Here is a 23,353-nt window from a genome sequence, read left to right on the forward strand (position 1 = left end):
CGAGCACGCATAAAAACAGGTGACGGTAGCGACCCCCTCGACGGGACGGCTCGTCCACCGCTGGTCGGACCGATCCCCCACCGGTTGCTAGTTGTTGCCATGTCATCGGCCTTTCAGACTCGTTAAGGTCTTCCGGCCACTGACTCAGACACAATGAATCTGGAACCGTATCGACAGGAGAGACAGTCCCGATCCCGGATCGAACGATGAGCAAGGACTACATCGAAGTACGGGGCGCGGAGGAGCACAACCTCAAGGACCTCGACGTCACGATCCCCCGCGAGGCGTTTACGGTCGTTACCGGCCTCTCGGGCTCGGGGAAGTCCTCGCTGGCGTTCGAGACGGTCTACGCGGAAGGGCAACGCCGCTACATCGAGAGCCTCTCGGCGTACGCCCGGAACTTCCTGGGGCAGATGGACAAGCCCCAGGTCGAAACCGTCGAAGGGCTCTCGCCGGCGATCTCGATCGACCAGAAGAACGCCGCGAACAACCCCCGATCGACCGTCGGGACGGTCACGGAGCTCCACGACTACCTGCGCTTGCTCTACGCCCGCGTCGGCACGCCCCACTGTCCCGACTGTGGCCGCGAGGTCGGCGAGCAGAGTGCGCAAAACATGGTCGAGCGCATTCTCGAGCTCCCGGAGGGAACCAAAGCCAAACTCGCCGCCCCGGTGGTCCGCGACCAGAAGGGTGCCTTCGAGGACCTCTTCGAGGAACTCGTCTCCGAGGGGTACGCCCGCGTCGAGATCGACGGCGAGGAACACGACCTCACGCTCGACGAGCCGGACTTAGACGAGAACTTCGACCACACCGTCGACGTGATCGTCGACCGCGTGAAGGTCAGCGCCGAGGACCGCCCGCGTATCATCGACAGCGTCGAGACGGCGCTGGACGAGGCCGAGGGCGTCCTGAAGGTCATCCTCCCGGACGCCTCGGAAGCAGTCGCCGCGGACCTCGGCGAGGAAGCCCGCCGAACCGGCGCGCTCGGCGAGGAGACCGAAGAGAACGACCGCTTCGTCGTCGAGTTCTCGAAGGACCTCGCCTGCACGCACTGCGGGATCGACATCCCGGAGATCGAGACCCGATCCTTCTCGTTCAACTCCCCTCACGGGGCCTGTCCCGAGTGTGAGGGACTGGGCGAGACCAAGGAAGTCGACGAAGACCTCGTCCTGCAAGACGAGTCCAAGCCGCTCAAACACGTCTTCGAACCCTGGAGTTACAACCGCTCGTACTACCAGACCCGGCTGGACGCCGTCGCGGAGCACTTCGGCGTCTCACTCGAGACGCCGTTCGAAGACCTCGAAGACGATGTCCAGCAGGCGTTCCTCTACGGAACGGACGGCGAAGTGGTGTTCAAACGGAGCACGAAAAACGGCACTCGCCGGAAACAGAAGCGCTTCGAGGGAGTCATTCCGAACCTCGAGCGCCGCTACATCGAGACCGACTCCGACTCGACCCGCGAGCACATCGAGGACTACATGTCCGTCACGGAGTGTCCGGCCTGTGACGGCACTCGCCTGAAGCCGGCCTCGAGAGCGGTGCTCGTCGACGACACGTCGATCACCGAGATCAACGCGATGAGCATCGGCGACGCCCGCGATCACTTCGAGGCGATGGAAGCCGACCTCACCGAACGCGAGAAGGTCATCGCCGAGGAGATCCTCAAGGAGATCCGCGCCCGCCTGGGCTTCATGTGCGAGGTCGGTCTCGACTACATCACGCTCGACCGGGAGGCCGCCACGCTGTCGGGCGGCGAGAGCCAGCGGATCCGACTCGCCACGCAGATCGGCTCCGGCCTCGTCGGCGTCCTCTACGTGCTCGACGAGCCCTCGATCGGGCTCCACCAGCGGGACAACGACCGGCTGCTGGACACGCTCGAGGAACTCCGCGATCTGGGCAACACCTTGCTCGTCGTCGAACACGACGAGGAGACGATGCGGCGGGCGGACAACGTCATCGACATGGGACCCGGCCCCGGCAAGCGCGGCGGCGAGGTCGTCGCCAACGGTCCCGTCGAGGAGGTCAAAGCGGCCGAGGGATCCGTGACCGGCGAGTACCTCTCCGGCCGCCGGCAGATTCCGGTGCCCGACGAGCGCCGCGAGCCGGAAGGGACGCTGACGATCCGCGGAGCGCGCCAGCACAACCTCAAGGACCTCGACGTGGAGATCCCGATTAGCTGCTTTACCGCGATTACCGGGGTCTCGGGCTCCGGGAAGTCCACCCTCATGCACGAGGTCTTCTACAAGGGGCTGGCCCGCCAGATGAACGACAACACGTCGGTGATTCCGGGCGACCACGACGCCCTCGAGGGACTCGACCAGATCGAAACGGTCCGACTGATCGACCAGTCGCCGATCGGCCGCACGCCCCGATCGAATCCCGCAACGTACACCAGCGTTTTCGACTACATTCGGGAGCTGTTCGCCTCGACGAAGCTCGCGAAACAACGGGGCTACGAGAAGGGGCGGTTCTCCTTCAACGTCAAGGGCGGCCGCTGCGAGGAGTGTGGCGGCCAGGGAACGGTCAAGATCGAGATGAACTTCCTGAGCGACGTCTACGTCCCCTGTGAAGAGTGCGACGGCGCGCGCTACAACGACGCCACCCTCGACGTCACCTACAAGGGCAAGACCATCGCCGACGTCCTCGAGATGTCCGTCGAGGAGGCCTACGACTTCTTCGAGTCCTCGAGCCAGATTCGCCGCCGACTCAAACTGCTGAAAGACGTCGGTCTCGATTACATGAAACTCGGCCAGCCCTCGACGACGCTCTCGGGCGGGGAGGCCCAGCGGATCAAACTCGCCGAGGAGTTGGGGAAGAAAGACTCCGGCGAGACGCTCTACCTGCTCGACGAGCCCACCACCGGCCTCCACAGCGAGGACGAACGCAAACTCGTCGACGTCCTCCACCGGCTGACCGACAACGGCAACACAGTCGTCGTCATCGAACACGAACTCGACCTCGTGAAAAACGCCGATCACATCATCGACCTCGGCCCCGAGGGCGGCGAGAACGGCGGCGAAGTCGTCGCGACCGGGACGCCCGAAGCCGTCGCCCGCCTCGAGGACTCCCACACCGGACGCTACCTGCGGGACCTGCTCCCGAAGATCGACCTCGAGGGACCACGTGGCGAGCGTGTCGAACCCGTGAGTGCGCCGATGGACGACGACTGATCGCGACAGTCAGAAGGACTCATTGCGATTCGGGCCAACGAGGAGACAGATGAGTCGACTGAAAGACATCGTTCGTCGCGGGTTCGCCGGTGGCGGGATCGCGACGCTACTGCTAGCCGGGCTGTTCGTCCTCGGTGGCCCCGCTCCGTCGACGCTACTGGTGGCCGGCTGGCTCGCCATCGTCGGGCTCTCGCTGTTCCTCGCCGGTATCCGCGAGCGAGTCCCCGTTGCCGGCCGGCTCGTCGGCTGGCCCCGCGTTGGCGCTGCCGGCATCGCCGCGTTCGCGATCGGCGCGGTCGGGTTCGGACTCTCGCAACTCTACACGCTCGAGGTCGCCAGCGGGACGTGGCTGCTCGCTGTCGCGATCACGGTCTTCGTCCCGGGGTATCTCGCGTGGTTCGCCCTCGAGTGCTGGGCCGGCGGCCGCCGACTAAACGACGAGATGTTCGCGGTCGAGTAACGCGGCTCCCCGACGCTGCCGTGGTGGGGTCGGATCGACCGTTCCACCGGCGCTGTTCGAGCCGATAGGAACGCCAACGACCGAGGGCTGTCGACGACGGGCCCTCGCCGGACCCGGCGAACCGGGCCGGGAGCACAGTCAAGGGGGAGACTCGCCAAGGAGTACGTATGGCAGACGATTCCACACGCTCCGAGGCGGAGTCGGCACGGACCGTCGAGGATCCGACGGACTCGTTCGATCTGACCCGTTCAGAGCGCGTTCAGATCGGTGTCACGCGGGGCGAGACCGACCTCGAGATCGGACCGCCGCGTGACTATCCCGACCGGGCCGACATCTCGGTTCGACCGCGGTCGGACGACGGCCACCGCGTGGTGGTCAGTATCGATGCGATGGCGGGCGACCACGGGACGGGCCACGCCGACGTGGAGTTGACGCCGGCCGAGGCTCGCGCGCTCCGGGATCGACTCGACGAAACGGTTCGCTGGATGACCGAAGACGACGAGTCCGATCCTTCGGACGAGGCTGCCGATCGAAACTGATCCCGTCCGGCGGGTTCGACGGCTTACTCGTCGGGGCTGGGCGACTTGACGCGCGAAATGTAGCCGGCCAGATCGGACGTCGTGACCATTCCGATGGCACCTTCCTCGTCGTCGACGACGGGGATGTGATGGAAGCCCCGTTCGACCATCGCGTCCGCAACGTCGCGGATGCTGTCCTGGGCCGAGGCCGTGACGACGTCCGTACTCATGTACTTCGAGACGGGCGTCTGATCCTTCGGTTTCTGCTCGGAAACGATCCGGACGAAGTCCGTCGTCGTCAGGATCCCCTCGAGTCGGTTGTCGTCGTCGACGACGACGACCGATCCGATCCCGTTCTCGAGCATCAACTGGGCGGCGTCCTCGACCAGCGTATCGGGCGTTACCGTGTGCAGGGAGGTGGACATGACTCGAGCGGCGAAAATGTCTTCCATATCCCGTGGTAGTCCACACACCCTATAAGAACTGTCGAAGACTCTCGAGACGTCGTCGGACGAACCACCGAGTCGTCGACCGCGGAGTCGCGAGCGGAGCCGTTGGTGGATCGCGTGATACGGTCTGCTGTACCTGCGAACCGTCTTGTGGGGCACCGTCACTGACGGACAGCAGACCGTATGAGCCCGTAAAGAGCACGCGACGACGCGGCCAGTTGATAACTATAGTAGCAACTGAAAGTCATTGCGCACCTGATCGCACGACAGCGTTGCGATCAGTATGTAAATCGTTTCAGTTGCTACTATAGCCGGCCGTCGAGGTGCGGCCATGCGCGTGAGCCATGGCGGTGGTCGAGCGACTGGCGACCGTCCGGTCGGCCGGGAATCGTCCTGATACTATATTTTAAATAGGAACTGCCCCATACTCGGTGACGTACCGACTGATGACCCCCGAATCGCCCGCCCTCGAGGGCCGCTGCAAGCTCCTTCCCACACCCGCGCCGACAACCGACGTATTCGCGGCCGTCGCCGCGGAGTACGCCGCGCTCGCGGACGAGTACGGCCCCCGGAACGTCCTGGTCCTGAAACGGCATCCGGCGGGTCTCGAATCCCTGACGGCGGCGCTTGCCGATGCCGACCGCGAACGGCCGGCCGGTGGCCCCCGCTCTCCCCGCGTCGAATCGCTCCCGGAACACGCTTCGAAGACGATCGAGGAGTACGATCCGACGCGATCCCGCCTCGAGTACGAGGAACGGATCGAACTCATCTCGCTGGTGATCGACGGCGCGAGCCGAGCGATACCCGACTACCTCGAGCGGGCCGGGGCCCACGAGAGCTTCTCGCGTGACGTGGGGCAGTTGCTGCTCGAGGCGACGCGCCAGCGGATCCGCCACGACGACCTCGAGACCGACGAGCTCCACGACTGTCTGGCCTTCCTGTACGCGATGAACGACCGGTTCCACGCGGAGCTCGAGGAGCGGGGCTACGTCGAGCGGGCGGACGTGGTGCCCCAGGCGGTCGACCTGCTCGAAGCGAACGCGGACGGCGTCCGGACACGCGTTACCGCCTCCTTCGACGCCGTCCTCGCCGTCGAGTTCGAGGAATACCGCCGGCTCGACCGTCGCTACCTCGCAGCCCTCACGAGGGAGGCCGACCTGGTCTGTTTCGGCGAGTGCCACGCCAGCGTCGAGCGGACGCGAGTCGAACCGGGCGGTATCGCGACCATCGCGACCGACGCGGGCCTCGAGATCGAGACCCTCGAGCCCGCATCCGACCGCGATAGGGACGAGACGCAGCCACACCGACCGATCACGCGGTTCCTCGCGACCGGCGACTCGCCGGCTCGAAGCGACGCGACCGGAGGCGAGTCCACAGCGTGCGATCCGGCAGGACGGGCCCGACGAATCCGTGCCGAGACCGCCCGCGAGCAGGGCCGGGCGGTCGCGACCGAGATCCAGTCGCTGCACGACCGCCGGGGCTGGTCCTACGACGAATTCGCCGTCGCCGTCCCGCGGATCGAGCGGGTCCCCGAGACCAGACGGCGACTGCGGGAGGCCGGCGTTCCGACCGCGACGATCGGGACCCCCTCGCTGGCGGAGGATCCCGCAGTGAACGAGCTCTACGCGGTCGTCACGCTCCAGTGTGACCGCGAGCGCGACGGGGAACCCCTCTCGCGGACGGATCCGACGCGGGATGCGAGCGACCCGCGGGACGTCTCGCTGAACCGTCTCCGGGCCCGCGTTCCGGACTTCTCGCCGGACCTGCTCGCCGACACCGCCGGCGCGAGCGTTCGTCGATCGCTCGAGCGCTGGATCCGACGGACGGACCTGAAAGGCCGGATCGCTCGCGACGAGGACTGGATCGACGCCCGCGAGGGGTACGAGGGCGTCCGCCGCGTGCTCGAGATCGCCCGGTTCGTCGAGGAGACGGACCTCGTGGGGCCGGACTGGCAGGGACTGCGCCGGATGCTCCGACGGACGATTCAGTACGACGCGCCCTACGTCCACGCCGTCGAGACGCAGCCGCCGACCGGCGGCGTCACCGTCTGTGCCGTCGACGACCTGAAGTACGACTCGCGCAACGCCGTCTTCCTGCTCGATCTGATCGACGAGACCTACCCCGGCGAGCAGTTTCTCACGCAGCTGTTTCCGACGGCGTGGCTCCGGGCGATGCCGTCCTATCCCGCGGTCACGGATCCGTCGCTCGAGGCGATCACCGACACGTTCGACACCGTTGCTGCCGCCGACGTCGGGGATCCCTTCGAGAGCTATCACGCCCAGCGCTCGCGCCGCCGACTCGCGCTCGGTTCCCGCGCGGCCGAACGGCTCCTCTACTGGTGTTCCTACGAACGCGGCTCCGGTGGGCTCCGTCGAACCTACGACGAGTCGCGCTATCTGAAACTGATCGAATCGACGCCCGGGCTCGCGCTCGCGGAGCGAGACGACGACGACGCCGCGATCCACGGCGAGACGAACGCGCTCGACGCGCTGCTCGCCCAGCCCCGCGGCGAACTCGAGCGGGTGCTCCGGGAGGCCAGCACCGGCGGTGAGGCGGATCTCGGCGAGACGGAGACGCTGTTCGAGGAGATCGCCGTCGTGCTCGAGGACGGCGACGTCGACGACGAACTCGTCGAAGCGGTCCGATCACAGTTCGAGTTCGCCGCCGGCGAGGTGGTTCGCGATGACTGACGGGACGACGACCGCCGAGTCGCTCTCCGTCGCGGGGCTCAGATCCGCGCTGCACTGTCCCCGGCGGTACGAACTCGCTCACGTCCACGGGATCGAGGGCGACGAGGAGGACGCGATCGGCGACCGCGTGGCGCTGCTTCGGACCGCGATCTGTGACGCGCTTCGGAGCGGTGAGACGAACCGCGAGAAGTTCGAGGTCGTCGCCCGCGATCGACTCTCGGCGCTGTGGACCGACCACGAGGAATCGTTCCACTCCCGTGCCCAGCGTCGCCACGAACGACGGGTGCTCGAGGCGACGCTCGCCGCGTACGTCGAACGCGTCGGCGGCGACCACGCCAGGGGGATCGAGCGGCTGGCTGCCGACGCGACCCGCGGCGACCTGATCGGGCCGGAACTGTCGCTCTCGAGCACGCTCGAGTGCCCCGAACCGGACGGCGGAGCGGAACCCGACCGCGAGGGGGAGACGGTGACGATCGATGCCACGGTCGACTACGTCTACGGCGACGGCTCGTCGATCGTCGGCGTCCGGTTCGTCCCGACGCTCGCACCGCTTGGCTCCCTGCGCTACCGCTCGGAGTGGGCGGGCGACGTGGCGGAGCGATTTACCGACCACTTCGATACCGATTCGGACGCGTTCGAGCCGGACTCCGTCGGCTCGCTCTTCGAAACTGCAGTCGTCCTCGACGGGCTCCGCCGGCTCCGGGACCGCCTCGAGCTCGGCGACCGGACCTGTCGCTACGTCCAGATTCCGCTGGCCGATCGGTCGGCGACGGCGGTGAACTGGGTGCGAGAGACCGTCGAGACGAGCCTCGAGGTCGTCGATCTCACCGACGTCTACGTCGATCACCACACCTACGGAATGACACACGATCATCGAAACGGAACCGTCGACGACCGGCTCGGACGGGTCGCTTCGAGCCTGCTGTCCGGCCCCTACGACCCGTCCGATCGATGGGATCGGATCGCGGACCACGCCTGTCCGACGTGTGACTACACCGTCTGCTGTCAGGACTACATCGCAGGGGAGGTGCGGTTCGATGGGTGACGACCCACGGCGAGAGAGCAGCGGCGGACAGGATCTCGAGCCGGGAGCAGATCCGGACGACGATACGTTCGACACGGCAGCGACCGCCGGACTCGCGTCCGCCGACGAGATCGAGCCGAAAGGGAATCAGAAGGCAGTCATCGACAGCCGCGCAGCCTGTACGTCCGTCGACGCGGGTGCCGGCACCGGGAAGACGACGACGATGCTCGTCCGGATCGAGCGCGCCATCGAACGAGGCGAGGTCGATCCCGAGGACGTACTCGTGTTGACGTTCGCGAACGAAGCCGCCGCGAGCATCCGGACGGCGGTCGGGGAGCGGCTCGATCCCGACGCAGCAGCCGCGATCGACGTCTACACCTACCACTCCTTCTGTTACCGACTCGTCCGCGAGTACGCCTACTACCTCGGCTACTCGCCCGAGTTCGACGTCGTGACCGAACGGGACCGCCGTCGGATCATCGGTCGCCTGCTCGCCGAGAACGACTACGACTTCGCGGCTGCGTCGACCCGAAACGACGGTTCGCCGACCGATCTCGTCGACGCGGTCGATCGGTTCATCCAGGCGATGAGCCAGGAGAACATCACGCCCGACGACCTGCAGTCGGGGCTGCCACCGGTTCGTACCCTCGAGCTGTGCAACGAGTTCGTCCTCTGGCTCGAGCGCACGGCTCGCGAGGAGCTCTCCTTCGACAACGAGGCGCTGCGCTACTTCAACCGGGAGGAGTACCTCGAGACGGCCCGGGAGTCGCTGGTCGACTACGGCAAACTCGTCTCCTACTGCCGGGAGAAAATCGCGGAGGCACCGGACGCGTTCCGCGAGGACGATCTGGTTCGGGAGATCGATCGCTACCTCCGGGTCCTCCAGCAGTGCGTGACGAACACGATCGAGGCGCTCTCGCTGGACGACCGGACGACGAAACACCTGCCGCGGGCGCTGTTCGGGAACGAAATCTGGGGGGCGGCGACGAGCCGGATCGAACAGACCCCCTTCGGCCGGCTGAAACACGCCGTCGAGTTCCTCCGGCTGGCCCGCCACTACGCCGACGTCTACGCGGACTATCACGACCACCTCGAGGCCGAGCGGACGATGGACTTCGACGAGCTGGTACGGACGGCGACCGGACTGCTCGACGACGACGCGATCGCTGACGAAATCACGGGCCAGTGGACGCAGGTCTACTGCGACGAGTTTCAGGACACCGATGGGACCCAGTTTTCGCTGCTCACCGAGCTCACCGACGGCCCCGATCGGCCGGATCTGCTCGCGATCGGCGACAAGGACCAGGCGATCTACGGCTGGCGCGGCACCGACCGCGAGGGACTCGATCGGCTGGCCGACGCCTACGACGACCACGAGGCGATCGAACTCGAGCTCAACTTCCGGTCGCGACAGGAGATTCTCGATCTGACCAACGCCTGCGATTACGGCCCCCAGTCCTCGAAGACGCTGCGGGAGGACGGCCGGACGGCCGGAACGTACGACGAGTCGGAGCCGTCGGACCGCGTCGTCAAAGTCGAGAGCGACGAGATCCCCCAATCGACGGCGACACAGGTCGCGACGACGGTCTCGCGGCTCCTCAACGGCGCGGCCGACAACGTCCCCCAGCGCTCGCTGGGCGATCTCGCGATCATCGTTCGGACGAACCGCCACGCACAGGCGGTCGCCGATGAACTCCGGAACCTGCAGATCCCCTACGAGATCTCCGGCTCGCCGCGTGGCGAGATTTCGCCCGGGATCCAGACCGTGGTTTCGTATCTCCGGGTGCTCGTCGAGCCGGACGCGGACGCTCACCTCCGGCGCGTGTTACTCTCTCGCTACCGACTCACCGAGGCGGATCTCGCGACGCTGCAGAGCCAAAGCGAGAGCTTGTACGACGCGGTGGGAGACCCCGATCCGGACGTCGAGTTCGAGCACCCGGAGCGGCTCGCGAACGCTCGGGAGCACCTCGCGACCCTCGAGCGATTCCGGGACGTCTACCCGCTGTCGGGATTCCTTCGTCGGTTTCGGGACCTCACTCGGATCGAATGGTTCTGCTCGAGCGACGAGAGCGCGCAGTTCGACCGGATCGAGCGCTTCGTCGAGGCCTACGGCGCTGACGCCGTCGTCCAGTCGCTCTCGACCGAGTTCGTGGACGCGTTGGCGTCGACGTTACAAAGCGGGGGCAGCGATCGAACCCGCGGAACGCGGTCCGCGGACAGCGTCGACGTGATGACGGTCCACCAGGCCAAGGGCCTCGAGTTCGATACCGTTCTCGTCCCCTACCTCTCGGACGAGGAGTGGTGTGTCGACGGCGACTACGTCGAACGAGCCCGCTACCGGTTGCTGGCCGCGACGCTCGACGCCGAGATCGAGTCGCCGTTGCTCGCCGATCTCGCCGCCGAGCGGGTCGGCGAGGAGTGGCGGGTGCTCCACGTCGCGCTCACGCGAGCCGAGAACCACCTGTTCCTGTTTGGCTCCGACTACGAGTACGACGGCGCGGACGACGAGCTGGCGGCGTCGACGGCCGAGGCCTGCCTGGCGAGCGAGATCGAGTGGTCGGTGACCGGCCAGCGGATGGATCTCTGGTCGTCGCTGACCGAGAGCTTCCAGCAGGTGCGAGAGAACTACCCCGAAACGGTCGTCGACCGGACGACCGAGATCGCCGCATCCGCCGGGGAGAGCCCCGGAACCATCACCTACTACGCCGACTACGGTGATCGCCCGGTCGAGCCCCTCGAGACGCGTGAGGCGATCGAGACGGTCCACCGACTGGGGCGGCAGCTTCGCGACGGCACGCTGTTACCGGCTGCCGATGCCGCGAGCACCGCTCGACTCGAGGACACCGCCGACGATCGCTCGAGTGGGCTTTGGGTCCCCAGCGGCCGTCGATCGTCCGCGCTGACGACCGATACGGTTCGATTCCCCGTCGAAACGCTCGCGAGCGCGACCGAGCTTCCCGTCGCGATGCGCCACAGCTACTCCGCGATGGACACACACGACACCTGTGCCCGGAAACACTACCTCGATCACGTCGTTCGAGCGATCGACGATCCGCTCGAATCGATCGAGGCGGACGGGACGGTCACGCCGACGGCCGACGACTCGGCGTCGCGAATCGTCGGTACGGTCTTCCACGATGTCGCCGAGGAGGCCTTCCATCGCGAGTATGGGACGCTCGAGGCGTGGCGGGAAGCCGCCCTGCGTCAGCTCACCGCACGAGACTTGCTCGCGCACCGTGAGGCCGTCTTCGCCTGTATCGACCGGTACTTCGAGGCGAGCGCGCCCGGGTTCGACCGGCCGGTCGCCGAGTGGGACGCCATCGCTGCGGAGTTACCCTTCTCGCTCGAGAACGTGACCGGCGTGACCGGGGACGTCGTCGGCTACGTCGACTCGATCAGGCGGCTTCCGGACGGCGGGCTCGCGGTCCTCGACTACAAGGCGACTGCGGGGCGGATCGACCCCGGCGATGCAGTCCAGTTGTCGCTCTACCTGCGGGCTTGTGAGAACCGGTTCGACGAACCCGTCTCGACCGTCGGCTACGTCTACGTCGGCGACGTCGACGGTCCGCGCGTCGACCTTCTCGAGCCCGAGGAGCTTCCCTCGTGGGAGTCGGTAGTCGAAACGCTCGCGGCGGTCGACGAGCCGTCGTTCTCCGAGACGACGCCGGGCGACCACTGCCGGCACTGTCCGCATCGGTCGCTTGGCTGCGGGCCGGCAGAATACGCCCACGGTGGAGACGGTTCGGAAGACGGCTGAGAACGGACCGGAGTAGTCGGAGCGCCCGTCGGTCACAGCCAGCCGTCCTCGCCAGTCATCTCGTCTCCACACGACGAAAACGGGGACCGATAGGGTCGCTGACTACGGCTCCCACTCGAACCGTTCCGGATCGCGCGTCGCAAGCGCCGTCCGGACCGCGGCGACGTTCTCCGCGGCGTCGTGAACGCGGACGATATCCGCCCCCCGATCGGCCGCCAGGGCGGTCGCCGCGACGGTCGCCTCGAGTCGGTCGCCGGCCTCGCGGCCGACCTGTGCGAACATGGACTTGTGGGAGTGGCCGAAGAGAACCGGACAGCCCAGCGCGTGGAACTCGTCGATCCGATCGAGGAGCTCGAAGTTCTCGCTCGCGGACTTGCCGAACCCGATGCCGGGGTCGACGATGATCTGGTTCCGGTCGAGTCCGGCCTTCTCGGCCAGCAGGATGCGTTCGGAGAGCTGGTCGATCACGTCCGCGACGACGTCGTCGTACTCGATATCGCGGTCCGGGACGACCGGCGCGTCGATACTGTGCATCACGACCAGTCCCGCGTCGTGGTCGGCCGCGACGAAGCGCATCTCGGGGTCCTCGAGCCCCGAAACGTCGTTGATGATGTCGGCACCGGCCTCGAGGGCGGCGTCGGCGACGACGGCTCGGCGGGTGTCGACCGAAATCAGCGCGTCGAGGTCGGCGACCCGTTCGATCACGGGGACGACCCGATCCAGTTCCTCGTCGACCGAGACGGGGTCGGCACCCGGTCGCGTCGACTCCCCCCCGATATCGATCACGTCGACGTCGGCCGCGACCATCGCCTCGGCGCGGGCCACGGCGTCCTCGAGGGCGTCGTACTCGCCGCCGTCGTGGAAGCTATCGGGAGTGACGTTCAGGATACCCATGACGGCCGTCCGATCCGACCAGGGAGCGGGTGGGCCACTCGAGTCGGCGGTCCGCCAGTCGGGCCGGGCCGGCCCGCGTTCCGTCCCCGCCGTCTCCGCGTCGCCGTCGATCGTGGTCCCGGCTTCGGCATCGATCACCGCGTCGTCGCCGACACCGGTTCCGGCATCGATCTCGAGGGTGTCCCGCAACGTTCGAGCGATATCGGTGACGCCCTCGGGACGGCTCCGGTCCTCGAGGCGTTCGACCAGCGTCTCGAACTGTGCGAGCGTTCCCATCAACACGGCGTCGACGGTCTCCTCGTCCCGGTCGAGACCCGAGAGGGCACACTCCCCGCCGAGGCGCAGCAGTTCCTCCTTCAGGACGGTCGCCTGTCGATCCCGCAGTGCAGTCCTGACGACCCGGTGGACGGCGTCGCCGTCCAGTCGGTCGACGTCGTCGCCGGCGACGTTTGCCTCCTCGAGGGCGTCGCGAGCGTCCGCCCGGTCGCGGATCCGCTTTGGAACGTCGGTGCGGGTCCACCGCGAGCGTGCCTCCGCCACTGCGTACAGCGACCCGGTCACGAGCACGCAGTCGTCGCTCCCGGCGTCGCCGAGCGCGGACGCGAGGGCATCCGCCACGGCGGCCTCGGTACGGACCGTTCCGGCACCGCCGTCGGCGAAGACGTCGGCGAGGACGGCCCGGTCCTCGGCGCGATCGAGTGCGGGCTCGGTCGTCACGACCGTATCCGGCGTCGGCAACGTGGCGGCCATCTCGCGGTGGTCCTTGTCGTGCATCGCCCCGAAGACGAGGTGGAGACGGTCGTACTCGTACGTGCCGAGGGTCTCGGCGAGCCCCTCGCAGGCACCCGGATTGTGCGCGCCATCCAACACGACCAGCGGGTCGGTGTCGAGTACCTCGAACCGACCGGGCCAGTGGGCACTTCGCAGTCCGCGTGTGAGGGCCGCATCCGACACGTCGCCGACCTGTCGGGCGAGGACGGCAGCGATACCCGCGTTTTCGGCCTGATGTTCGCCCAGCAGCGGAAGCCGCGTCTCGAGGTCCCACTCGCCCGCGTCGACCGAGACGGCGGCCTCGGTGTGGTTGGTGCGGCCACCGTATTCGACGCTGACGTCCGGTTGTGCCCCCGCGTCGCCGCCATCGGCTACGTCCCGCCCGACGGTCACCACGTCACCGGCCACGTCACGGATCGCCTCGAGTGGCCCCCCAGTGACGCCGGTCACGAGCGGCGCGTCGGTCGGGGCGACGTGGGCCTTGTCGCGGGCGATCTCCGCGACGGTATCGCCGAGAATGCCCGTGTGTTCGAGGGTCACGCTCGTGACCGCGCTCGCGACGGGATCGACGACGCTCGTGGCGTCGTACTTGCCGCCAATACCGACCTCGAGGACGGCGATATCGACGTTCTCACGCCCGAACTGCCACAGCGCCATGGCGGTCATGGTTTCGAAAAAGGTCGGTGACTCGCCGTCGGCACCGCGGGCCGTGACGTACTCGCCGACGGTCTCGACGTACTCCCGGACCGCCGTCCGAGGGATCTTCCGGCCGTCGACGCGAATTCGTTCGCGGAGGTCGTCGAGATGCGGCGAGGTGTAGAGGCCGACGGAGTAGCCAGCCTCCCGCAGGGTCCGCTCGAGCAGTCGTGCCGTGCTCCCTTTCCCGTTGGAGCCGGCGATCTGGACGCAGTCGACGGCATCGTGGGGGTTCTCGAGGTGGGCCAGCAGGCGGGCCGTCGACTCCGTCCCCGGCTTTGGGCGGAACCGCCGCAGATCGAAGAGGAAATCCGCCGCCTCGTGATACTCCATATAGGAATAGGAGAGGCCGACCGTTTTTGAGTATTCTGTTCGGACGCCGTCGCTACCGCCCACCCGTCGCGGGCGTGGTCGTCGTCCGGTACACGACGGCGACCGGTGGCGCAAATATGTTCGGGAGAAGATCGACTTCGGTGGCCGACCTCGGTTCGCCTACGGCTTTAGGTGGACCTAAACCGCCGGCCGGAGGAGATACTGTATGCCAGCAACCGATTTCGACGCCGAACGGACGTACGACGAGCATCGATTCAGCACACGGTCCGTCTTCCGGAGCGACCGAACGAAAGTGGTTCTGGGCTACTTCGAACCGGGGCAATTCATTCCGGTCCACGCCCCCGACAGCGACGTCACGATCTGTGTCCGGGCCGGTACCGGCGTCGTTCGCGAGGGGGGGACGGACCACGCCGTCGGCCCCGACGACGTGGTCGTCGTCGAGGCGGGCGTCGAGCGCGGCGTTCGAGCCGACGAAGACGGGCGACTCGAGGCACTCCTGGTCACGAGTCCGCCGCCGACCGACGCCGAACACGACCCCGTTCGGGAGGGACTCGAGCGCGGCGTCTTCGAGCCCTGATACGGTCCCCCCTCCCGAGCGACCGGCGACCTCGCGATCCGTCTGTGGGGTCGGCGGTACTGACTGACAGCGGTCAGTATGTGCCGCCTCCGGACGAATCGGTCCGTCCGACGGTATCCGTTGCCGAGGTGCCGCCGGCAAGAAACTTATCTCGCTCAGCACCTAGCAGGTAGACATGAGTAGCCGACCGGATGCCGCTGACGGGGGGCTGTGGAACGATGCCGATCCCGACGTGGCACTCCAGCGGTATCGGACGCTCGTCGACACGATCGACGACGGGGTTTATCAGCTGGATGCCGACGGGCGGTTCGTCGCTGTCAACGACGCCGTCGTCGAGGCGACCGGCTATCCGCGCGAGGAACTCCTCGACCAGCACGTTTCGATCGTCCTCGCGGACGAGGACGTCACTGCCATCGAACGAGAGATCGGCGTCCAACTCGCCACCGACGGCGGCGAGATTCCGACCTTCGAGTTCGCCATTCACACCGCCGACGATGGCCGACTCCCGTGTGAACTCCGGATCAATCCCCTCGTCGACGGCGAGGTGTTCCGGGGAACGATCGGCGTCGTGCGAACCCGCTCCGAACCGGCCCACCGACTGCGAACGCTCGCGTCGGCGGAGGCGATATCCGAATCGATCGCGAACGGAGTAGACGATCGTGAAATCGGCGTTCTCATCCTCGATCGGACGTTCGAGATCGCGTGGGCCGACGAAACGATCGAGGAGTATTTCGACGTCGACAGCCAGGCGATCGTCGGCCGAGACAACCGGACCGTACTCGAGGAGATCCTGACGGAGCGAGTTGCCGACCCCGGCTCGTTCGCCGACACCGTCCTGGCGGCCTACGACGAGGGGCAGTATCTCGACGGGCTCGAGTGTCGACTCGGTGGAGATGGAGACGGGGCGTTCGACGGCCGACAGCTCGAATATCGGAGCAAACCGATCGAGTCGGGCGCGTACGCCGGTGGACGGATCGAGCTCTACGCCGATATTACCGATCGGAAGCGGTCCGAAGGGGCCCTCCAGGAAAGCGAGTCGGCGTTTCACTCGCTGGTCGACGCCGTCGAGGAGTACGCGATCTTCCGGCTGGACCGGGACGGCCACGTCCGCAGCTGGAACACGGGTGCCGAGCAGATCAAGGGCTACGACCGCGCGGAGATACTCGGCGAGGAGTTCTCGACGTTCTACACCGAGGCGGACCGAGCGGCGAACGTTCCCGAACGGAACCTCGAGCGGGCGCTCGAAGCGGGTTCCATCGAGGACGAAGGCTGGCGCGTCAGAAAGGACGGAACGCGGTTCTGGGCGACCGTCACGATCACGTCGGTTCGGGCCGACGACGGCACTCATCGGGGCTATCTGAAGGTGACGCGCGATATGACCGACCGCAAGGAGCGCCAGCAGGAACTCGAAAGCGAACTCCAGCGCGTCCTCGGCAGGGTCTCCGACGCGTTCTATGCGGTCGACGACGAGTTTCGATTCACGCACGTCAACGACCGCGCCGAGGACCTCCTCCAGCGCTCGGAGGCGGAGCTCCTCGGGAAGCGACTCTGGGACGTGTTCCCCGACCTCGTCGACCTCGACGAGGTCTGGGACGCCTTTCACACGGCCCTGGAAACGCAAGCGCAGACCAGCTACGAACTCTACTACGACACGCTCGATTTCTGGGTCGAGGCGAACCTCTATCCCTCCGAAACGGGCATCTCGGTCTACTTCCGCGACGTCACCGAGCGCAGAGAGCGCGAACGGGAACTCGAGGAATCCGAGCAGCGCTATCGCACTCTCGCCGAGCACTTCCCGAACGGGATCGTCACCCTGTTCGATCGCGACCTCGAGTACACGCTGGCGGCGGGCAAGGGGTTCGACAACATTCCCGTCGAACCGGCGGATCTCGAAGGGGAGGCGGTCCACGACGTCTGGCCCGACGAAACCGCGGCGGCGCTCGAACCCGCGTTCGAGGCCGCACTCGCGGGCGAGGAGCGCTCGGTCGAACTCTCCTATGCCGACCGGGAGTGGGTGCTCCACGCGGTCCCGATCACTGACAGCCAGGGGACCGTCTTCGCCGGCGTGACGATGGCCCACGACATCACCGAGCGCAAGGCAAATCAGCGCAAGCTCGAGGAGACCGTCGCACAGCTCGAGGCGTCCAACAGGCGGTTAGAACAGTTCGCCTACGCCGCCTCACACGACCTCCAGGAACCGTTGCGAATGGTCTCGAGTTACCTCCAGCTCATCGAACGGCGCTACGTCGACGAACTCGACGAAGAGGGCGAAGCGTTCCTCGAATTCGCCGTCGACGGTGCGGACCGAATGCGAGCGATGATCGAGGGACTGCTCGAGTATTCCCGCGTCGAGACACAGGGCGCACCCCTCGAGCCGGTCGAACTCGATCCCCTCCTCGAGAGCGTTCTGGCGGATTTACAGATCCAGATCGCGGAGACGAACGCCGAGGTTGCGGTCGAATCGCTCCCCCGTGTCAGGGGCGATGCCGATCAGCTGCGTCAGCTCTTCCAGAACCTGCTCTCGAACGCACTCACGTACAGCGGCGACGAGCCGCCACGGATCCACATCGACGCCGACCGACGAGGGCGCGAGTGGGAACTCTCCGTTCGGGACGACGGAATCGGGATCGAATCCACCGAGCAAGACCGCGTGTTCGAAGTCTTCCAGCGCCTCCACAGCCGCGAGGAACACCCCGGCACCGGTCTCGGACTCGCGCTGTGTCAGCGGATCGTCGAACGCCACGGCGGCGAGATCCGGATCGACTCGGAGCCTGGCGAGGGGACGACGGTTTCGTTCACGCTGCCCGCAACGGAGACCGACGACGGACCGACGCCGAACTGACGCCGAACACCCGTCGCCGAACTGACGCCACACGCCACCGCGGAGCGAAACTGTGGCCGAGCGACGGTCTCCATCGACGGCGGTCGACTGCTCGAGCGAGCCCACGGGTCCGTTACTCGGCAGTTCCCTCCGTCGCCAGCCCGTCGTCCCCGTGTTCGCGGGTCAGTTCGAGGAACGCGTCCTCCAGACTGCGGGGCCCGCCGGTTTCGGCGCGGGATTTGAGCCGTTCGGGGTCGCCCTCGGCGACGAGCGTTCCGTCGTGGAGGACCCCGATCTCGTCGGCCAGTTCGTCGACGACGGGCAGGATGTGCGTCGAGAGAAAGATCGTCATCTCCCGATCGGCGAGTTCGGCGATGGTGTCCCGCATCGTCCGGGCGGCGCGTGGGTCGAGTCCGCTCGTCGGCTCGTCGAGGAACGCCACGTCGGGTTCGTGCAACACCGCCTGGATGACGCCGACCTTCTGGCGCATCCCTTTCGAATACTCCTCGATGCGTTTGCTGGCGTCCGCGAGCAGATCGAAGCGCTCGAGCAGCGACTCGATGCGTTCGCTCGCGGCCGTCTCGGGCAGATCGCGGAGCCCGGCGGCGTACTCGAGTTGTTCCCGGCCGGTGAGTTCCTCGTAGATCGGCGGCTCCTCGGGCAGGTAGCCGATGTGGGTGGTAACCGACTCGCGCTCCGCGATGGGGTGGCCGGCGACGCGGGCCGATCCGTCGGTCGGTGCGGTCAGCGTCGTCAGCATTTTCATCGTGGTCGTCTTCCCCGCGCCGTTGGGACCGAGGAAGCCATAGACCGTGCCGCGCTCGACGGTCATCGTCAGACTCGAGACGGCGGTCGTCTCGCCGTACCGTTTCGTCAGTCCCTCCGTTTCGATAGCGGGGCCGTCGGCAAGGCTCATACAGTTCCGTTCGTGGCAAGCGACGTAAACCTCGGCCATCCCCGTCGTCGCTGCGGGCGTGGGCTCATCCGACCGATCGGATGCGGACAATGCCAATTATTTACTATCGTCGTGACACGATTGTACCCATGAACCCCGTCCGCTCTCGCTCTCCACAGTCGACCCGAGGTGCTCGCTGATGGGACGCGGTCGTCCGTCACTCGCCGTCACCGGAACGGAGTTCCGGCGAACGGTTCGCGCAGTCAGCGGGAACCGGACGAAGCTCCTCCTGATGACGGCGGTCGCGATGGTCGCACTCGGTCCGATTACGGCCGTCGGGCTGGTCTTTCTGCCGACGCTTGGCGAGGAGGCCGCCGCCGGAACGCTGTCCTCGAGCGAGGCTGCGATGGCGACGGATCTCGTGACTGGTGGCGTCGCGGTCCTGTGGGTCGCGCTGGTCGGGATGACGGTTATGCGGACGATCACGACGGTCGCCGATCTCGACGAGCCGGCCTTCCTCCTCCTGTCGACGTCCGTTCGGAACACCGTCGTCGGCGTCGTCGGCGCGGAAATCGCACTCGTTGCGGTCTGGACGCTCCCCCCTGTGGTACTGCTCGCGGCCGCGTTCGCGTCCGGTGTGGGAACGGTGCTTCCGGTCGTCACCGCGCCGCTGGTGCTCGGTTTCGTCCTGTTCACCGCCGTTCCCGTCGGGTTCGCTGCCGGTATCTGGATCCGGCACGCGATAACCGTCTACGAGCCGATCGCGCGGTACCGAACGCTGCTGTTCGCCGGGTTCTGGCTCGTCTACTTCGGCGTGATCGCGACGGGTGAGCTCGACGCAGTCACGAGTACGCTGTTCGCTCGGTTGCAAACCAGCCCGGTCGGATGGCCCGGCCACCTGTTGTTGCTCGGGATCCCCGGCATCGAACCATCGGTGACCGGGATCGGCGGGACGGTCGTCGGGTCGGCACTCGGTATCGCGCTCGCGCTCGCCGTCGCTACCGCCGGTGGGCGAACCCACTGGTTCGCGGATCCGGCCCGTCCCGACGACGAGGTCGACGCGGAGGCGTCGTCGGACCGCCTCGAGGGGCTCCTCTCGGGACCGATCTCGCGACCGGTTCGGACGGTGACGGTAACCGCCATCCGCCGAACGAAACGATCGCCGATCCGGCTGGCCTACGCCGGCTATCCACTCCTGGGCATCCTCGGGTTCGTCCAGCAAATCATCGAGGCGGGGACGATTCCGCCGTACATGGCCCTCCTGTTTTCACTCTACGTCGTCTGGGCAGCCGGCGTGTTGTTCACGCTCAACCCCCTCGGCGACCTCGGCCCCGGCCTCCCCGCCGTCCTGACCTCGACGCTCACTGGTCGGCAAGCGATTCGTGGACGAATCGTCGCCAGCGCACTCGTCAGCGTCCCCCTCGCACTCCTCGTCTCGCTCGCCGTCGGGCTCGTCAGTCCGCTCTCGCTCGAGCGAACGGCCGCGTTAGTCACCGGAACCGTCGTCGGCGCGGTCGTCACGCCGGCGCTGGCGACCGGGATCGGCTCGGCGTTTCCCCGCTTTGGCAGCGTCACCGTGACCAACAACCGCGAGGCGGTGATGCCGAGCAAGACGGCGTTTTTCGTCTACACGCTCGCGATCGCACTCCCCACGGTCGCCGCCGTCGTGATATACCTCGAGGCCCCGGAACTGATCGCCAACGCGCTCACGACGGTCGCAGCGTGGACGCCGGCACCCGCGCTATCGATCTCCGCCCGTTCGATCTCGATCGGTGCCTGGATCGTCCTGATCGGCGGGCTGGTCGCCCCTCTGGTCTCCTATCGCTACGCGATCGAACGGTTCGACTGGTACGTCCTCGAGTGAGACGATCTCCAACCGGGGCACCCACCGAGCGAACGAACGGCCACGAAATTCCTAGCGTGCTATACCGTCGGTTGCAGCCGCCTCAGGCGCTCACTCGTCACCTTCGACGCCCGTCACGTCGAAGCCGAGCTCTCGAATGCCCTCGAGGATCCCCTCGTGATCGGCGCTCGCCTCGTAGTAGATGACGATGTCGAAACTCCCCTCGCGCAACAGTTGCTGACACTCCCAGACGAAGTCCTCGTCCTCGAGGGTCAGCCCCTGGTGCTGGTTCGAGGAGAAGTCGGGGTCGTCGTTGCCCGAGTAGACGTAACAGTCCCCCGGATCGTACCCCGAGTGTACGGCGATTATGTCGCCGACGTCGATCGTCGCTTGCATCATCTTGACGTCTTCCTGGCCGTCGTAGTCGGTGTGGACGACCGCCCCGTTGAGGGCGATGTCGCCGGGCTCGAGCAGTGCCTTCGTCCGCTGGTAGAGGTCGTCGTCGATCGTGTCTGGCATTACGGTCGCGTTCGCAGTCGGGACTGATAGCCGTCACGATTCCCCCGTCTGCCGGTCCCGACGTAAGACGGGACCGGTTCTCACTGTGGACGGGTCACACGCAAGACACATAGTGATCAATGACCTTTTGACGAGCAATGAAGCGGTGGTTCCGTCAGCGCGTCGACTCGGCCTACGAGCGGTTGCTCTCTCGGGAAATTTCCGGCGCGCCGACCCACGTCGCGGTGATTCAGGACGGAAACCGACGGTACGCCCGCAGTCAGGGCGACGACGCCCACGAGGGTCACCGTGCGGGTGCCGAAACGACCGAACGAGTCCTCGAGTGGTGCCAGGACATCGGCGTCGAGGAACTGACGCTGTATACGTTCTCGACGGAGAACTTCGACCGCCCCGACGGGCAAAACGAGGCGCTGTTCGACTTACTCTGTGAGAAACTCCACGACTTCGCGGACGCCGACCGCGTCCACGACAACGAGGTCTGTATTCGCGCGATCGGCGAGACGGATCTGCTCCCGGGTCGCGTCCAAGACGCCGTCGCGTACGCCGAGCGCCGCACGCGCCACTACGACCAGTTCGTGCTCAACATCGCGCTCGCCTACGGCGGTCGCTCGCGACTGCTCGAGGCCACCCGCGGGGTCGCCGCGGACGTCGAGGCGGGCGACTTAGAGCCCGAGGACATCGACATCGAGGACATCGAACGCCGGCTGTACGACCGGCCGCTCCGCGATGTCGACCTGATTATCCGGCCCGCCGGCGAAGAGCGGACCTCGAATTTCCTGCCGTGGCACGCAAACGGCAACGAGGCCGCCGTCTTCTTCTGTACGCCCTACTGGCCGGAGTTCTCGAAAGCCGACTTCCTGCGGGGCATCCGGACCTACGAACACCGACAGGAGTCGTGGCGACGGACCCGCGCTCGACGCGCGCTGGCCCTGCTCGGTGCCCTCAGCGAGCCCGAACTCGCCGAAGCCCGCTCGATCGTCGACCGGTTTCGCGACTCGCTGCCCTCCGCCGAACGACCCGAGTCGGGTGACCTCGAGGCGGGAGAGTTCGAGACCGGCGACTCGAGTCGCCGGATCGCCGACTAATTCCAGTCGAGACGCGACCGGCCCGTGGGCCGAGACGCGACCGCGACGACACAGCGTCCGCTCGAAACGCCTCGACGGCGATCGATCCGACCGGGATACGCTCCGACAGTGGGGCGGTCGAATCGGATCCCACCACCGGATTCGACACCCCAGTGCAGGCGTGGATCGCCACTACCGCCCGAACCGCCGCGATCGGTTGCAGTACTCCCGGACCGCCCGCAGGAAGTCCCGCTTGCGGAAATTCCGCCAGTTGACGTCCGTGAAGTACAGCTCCGAGTAGACCGACTGCCAGATCATGAAATCCGAGAGCCGCTCCGCACCGGTCTTGATCACCAGGTCCGGCTCCGACGGGAACACGAGATGGTCCTCGACCTGTTCGTCGTCGATCTCGTCGGGCTCGAGGTCGCCCGCGTCGACGCGCTCGGCGAGCGTCCGGACCGCACTGGTGAACTCGTGTTTCCCGCCGAGACCGATCCCGATCCGGATCGGCGCGTCGGCCCGTGCGTCGTCTTCCGGCCCGCGGACGGCGACCGGCTGCGGCGCGTCGATCGTCTCGAGTTCGCGCTGTAAGGCCGGCACCGCCGCCGCGTCGAGGACGCTCACGTAGACCGTTATCTGCGTGGCGTACTCGGTCGCCCACTCGAAGAACTCCGTGAGCGTTTCGTACGCGCCCCGCTCCAGCAGGTCGCGTTCGGTGATCACGAGCGCGATGTGATCCGGCGGCACCCCTTCGTGGCGGCGGATCCGGAGGGCGAGATAGCGTTCGTACAGTCCCACGCTCGAGCGTTTCCCGGCCGGTGACATACCGGTTACGGGTCGCGTTCACCGAGGTCCCGAACGGATTCCTCAGC

General features: G+C 66.8%; 15 protein-coding genes. 10 read left to right on the forward strand and 5 right to left on the reverse strand.

Features of this window, described 5'->3' with window-relative positions; genetic code table 11:
• Nucleotides 1-206: 206 nt before the first annotated feature.
• The 3 genes from uvrA to J0X27_RS13200 all read left to right on the forward strand — a co-directional run bounded on the left by uvrA (nucleotide 207) and on the right by J0X27_RS13200 (nucleotide 4,169).
• On the forward strand, nucleotides 207-3,170 hold the full coding sequence (uvrA, locus tag J0X27_RS13190) for an excinuclease ABC subunit UvrA (protein WP_207269638.1): 2,964 nt from the start codon (nucleotides 207-209) through the stop codon (nucleotides 3,168-3,170).
• A 49-nt stretch (nucleotides 3,171-3,219) separates the two neighbouring features.
• Nucleotides 3,220-3,630: a DUF7994 family protein gene (locus tag J0X27_RS13195; protein WP_207269639.1), complete on the forward strand. Its 411-nt coding sequence runs from the start codon at nucleotides 3,220-3,222 to the stop codon at nucleotides 3,628-3,630.
• A 167-nt stretch (nucleotides 3,631-3,797) separates the two neighbouring features.
• On the forward strand, nucleotides 3,798-4,169 hold the full coding sequence (locus J0X27_RS13200) for a hypothetical protein (protein ID WP_207269640.1): 372 nt from the start codon (nucleotides 3,798-3,800) through the stop codon (nucleotides 4,167-4,169).
• 23 nt (nucleotides 4,170-4,192) lie between these two features.
• Here J0X27_RS13200 and J0X27_RS13205 read toward each other — a convergent pair whose 3' ends face one another.
• Entirely contained in the window at nucleotides 4,193-4,600 is a 408-nt protein-coding gene (locus J0X27_RS13205; protein ID WP_207269641.1) for a CBS domain-containing protein, read from the reverse strand.
• 443 nt (nucleotides 4,601-5,043) lie between these two features.
• Between J0X27_RS13205 and J0X27_RS13210 the strand changes: the two genes are divergently transcribed.
• From J0X27_RS13210 to J0X27_RS13220, 3 genes are read left to right on the forward strand one after another with little or no spacing between them, the layout of a single operon-like run.
• On the forward strand, nucleotides 5,044-7,287 hold the full coding sequence (locus J0X27_RS13210) for a PD-(D/E)XK nuclease family protein (RefSeq protein WP_207269642.1): 2,244 nt from the start codon (nucleotides 5,044-5,046) through the stop codon (nucleotides 7,285-7,287).
• A complete protein-coding gene (locus J0X27_RS13215; RefSeq protein WP_207269643.1) occupies nucleotides 7,280-8,332 on the forward strand; it encodes a PD-(D/E)XK nuclease family protein in 1,053 nt (350 codons plus the stop codon). Before J0X27_RS13210 ends, J0X27_RS13215 begins: the two co-directional genes overlap by 8 nt.
• Nucleotides 8,325-12,068 carry a UvrD-helicase domain-containing protein gene (locus J0X27_RS13220; protein ID WP_207269644.1) on the forward strand — a complete coding sequence of 1,248 codons (3,744 nt, stop codon included), beginning with the start codon at nucleotides 8,325-8,327 and terminating at the stop codon, nucleotides 12,066-12,068. Before J0X27_RS13215 ends, J0X27_RS13220 begins: the two co-directional genes overlap by 8 nt.
• A gap of 102 nt (nucleotides 12,069-12,170) precedes the next feature.
• On the opposite strand, the gene folP is transcribed toward J0X27_RS13220, so the two are convergent.
• Nucleotides 12,171-14,762: a dihydropteroate synthase gene (gene folP, locus J0X27_RS13225; protein ID WP_207269645.1), complete on the reverse strand. Its 2,592-nt coding sequence runs from the start codon at nucleotides 14,760-14,762 to the stop codon at nucleotides 12,171-12,173.
• Between the two features lie 205 nt (nucleotides 14,763-14,967).
• Here folP and J0X27_RS13230 point away from each other — a divergent pair, with 205 nt between their 5' ends.
• Together J0X27_RS13230 and J0X27_RS13235 are read left to right on the forward strand one after the other, a co-directional pair.
• The gene (locus tag J0X27_RS13230) at nucleotides 14,968-15,339 is read left to right on the forward strand and encodes a cupin domain-containing protein (protein ID WP_207269646.1); all 372 of its coding nucleotides are present in this window, start codon (nucleotides 14,968-14,970) and stop codon (nucleotides 15,337-15,339) included.
• Between the two features lie 175 nt (nucleotides 15,340-15,514).
• On the forward strand, nucleotides 15,515-18,181 hold the full coding sequence (locus J0X27_RS13235) for a PAS domain S-box protein (protein ID WP_207269647.1): 2,667 nt from the start codon (nucleotides 15,515-15,517) through the stop codon (nucleotides 18,179-18,181).
• Nucleotides 18,182-18,293: 112 nt separating this feature from the next.
• Here the strand turns inward: J0X27_RS13235 and J0X27_RS13240 are convergent, their stop codons facing one another.
• The gene (locus J0X27_RS13240) at nucleotides 18,294-19,076 is read right to left on the reverse strand and encodes an ABC transporter ATP-binding protein (RefSeq protein WP_207269648.1); all 783 of its coding nucleotides are present in this window, start codon (nucleotides 19,074-19,076) and stop codon (nucleotides 18,294-18,296) included.
• Between the two features lie 178 nt (nucleotides 19,077-19,254).
• Here J0X27_RS13240 and J0X27_RS13245 point away from each other — a divergent pair, with 178 nt between their 5' ends.
• Nucleotides 19,255-20,919, forward strand: a complete 1,665-nt coding sequence (locus J0X27_RS13245) for a hypothetical protein (RefSeq protein ID WP_207269649.1) — start codon at nucleotides 19,255-19,257, stop codon at nucleotides 20,917-20,919.
• 90 nt (nucleotides 20,920-21,009) lie between these two features.
• Here J0X27_RS13245 and J0X27_RS13250 read toward each other — a convergent pair whose 3' ends face one another.
• Nucleotides 21,010-21,417, reverse strand: a complete 408-nt coding sequence (locus tag J0X27_RS13250; RefSeq protein WP_207269650.1) for a DUF5778 family protein — start codon at nucleotides 21,415-21,417, stop codon at nucleotides 21,010-21,012.
• A gap of 137 nt (nucleotides 21,418-21,554) precedes the next feature.
• Between J0X27_RS13250 and uppS the strand changes: the two genes are divergently transcribed.
• On the forward strand, nucleotides 21,555-22,502 hold the full coding sequence (gene uppS / locus J0X27_RS13255; RefSeq protein ID WP_207269651.1) for a polyprenyl diphosphate synthase: 948 nt from the start codon (nucleotides 21,555-21,557) through the stop codon (nucleotides 22,500-22,502).
• 171 nt (nucleotides 22,503-22,673) lie between these two features.
• Here the strand turns inward: uppS and J0X27_RS13260 are convergent, their stop codons facing one another.
• The gene (locus J0X27_RS13260; RefSeq protein WP_207269652.1) at nucleotides 22,674-23,279 is read right to left on the reverse strand and encodes an undecaprenyl diphosphate synthase family protein; all 606 of its coding nucleotides are present in this window, start codon (nucleotides 23,277-23,279) and stop codon (nucleotides 22,674-22,676) included.
• Nucleotides 23,280-23,353: the final 74 nt, after the last annotated feature.

The organism is Natrinema longum (assembly GCF_017352095.1).
GTDB classification, from domain to species: Archaea; Halobacteriota; Halobacteria; order Halobacteriales; family Natrialbaceae; genus Natrinema; species Natrinema longum.

What these genes read in the sequence shown, in the direction of transcription:
- uvrA (WP_207269638.1), top strand. Translation starts at nt 207, where the DNA reads ATGAGCAAGGACTACATCGAAGTACGGGGCGCGGAGGAGCACAACCTC.
- J0X27_RS13195 (WP_207269639.1), top strand. Translation starts at nt 3,220, where the DNA reads ATGAGTCGACTGAAAGACATCGTTCGTCGCGGGTTCGCCGGTGGCGGG.
- J0X27_RS13200 (WP_207269640.1), top strand. Translation starts at nt 3,798, where the DNA reads ATGGCAGACGATTCCACACGCTCCGAGGCGGAGTCGGCACGGACCGTC.
- J0X27_RS13205 (WP_207269641.1), bottom strand. Translation starts at nt 4,600, where the DNA reads ATGGAAGACATTTTCGCCGCTCGAGTCATGTCCACCTCCCTGCACACG.
- J0X27_RS13210 (WP_207269642.1), top strand. Translation starts at nt 5,044, where the DNA reads ATGACCCCCGAATCGCCCGCCCTCGAGGGCCGCTGCAAGCTCCTTCCC.
- J0X27_RS13215 (WP_207269643.1), top strand. Translation starts at nt 7,280, where the DNA reads ATGACTGACGGGACGACGACCGCCGAGTCGCTCTCCGTCGCGGGGCTC.
- J0X27_RS13220 (WP_207269644.1), top strand. Translation starts at nt 8,325, where the DNA reads ATGGGTGACGACCCACGGCGAGAGAGCAGCGGCGGACAGGATCTCGAG.
- folP (WP_207269645.1), bottom strand. Translation starts at nt 14,762, where the DNA reads ATGGAGTATCACGAGGCGGCGGATTTCCTCTTCGATCTGCGGCGGTTC.
- J0X27_RS13230 (WP_207269646.1), top strand. Translation starts at nt 14,968, where the DNA reads ATGCCAGCAACCGATTTCGACGCCGAACGGACGTACGACGAGCATCGA.
- J0X27_RS13235 (WP_207269647.1), top strand. Translation starts at nt 15,515, where the DNA reads ATGAGTAGCCGACCGGATGCCGCTGACGGGGGGCTGTGGAACGATGCC.
- J0X27_RS13240 (WP_207269648.1), bottom strand. Translation starts at nt 19,076, where the DNA reads ATGAGCCTTGCCGACGGCCCCGCTATCGAAACGGAGGGACTGACGAAA.
- J0X27_RS13245 (WP_207269649.1), top strand. Translation starts at nt 19,255, where the DNA reads ATGGGACGCGGTCGTCCGTCACTCGCCGTCACCGGAACGGAGTTCCGG.
- J0X27_RS13250 (WP_207269650.1), bottom strand. Translation starts at nt 21,417, where the DNA reads ATGCCAGACACGATCGACGACGACCTCTACCAGCGGACGAAGGCACTG.
- uppS (WP_207269651.1), top strand. Translation starts at nt 21,555, where the DNA reads ATGAAGCGGTGGTTCCGTCAGCGCGTCGACTCGGCCTACGAGCGGTTG.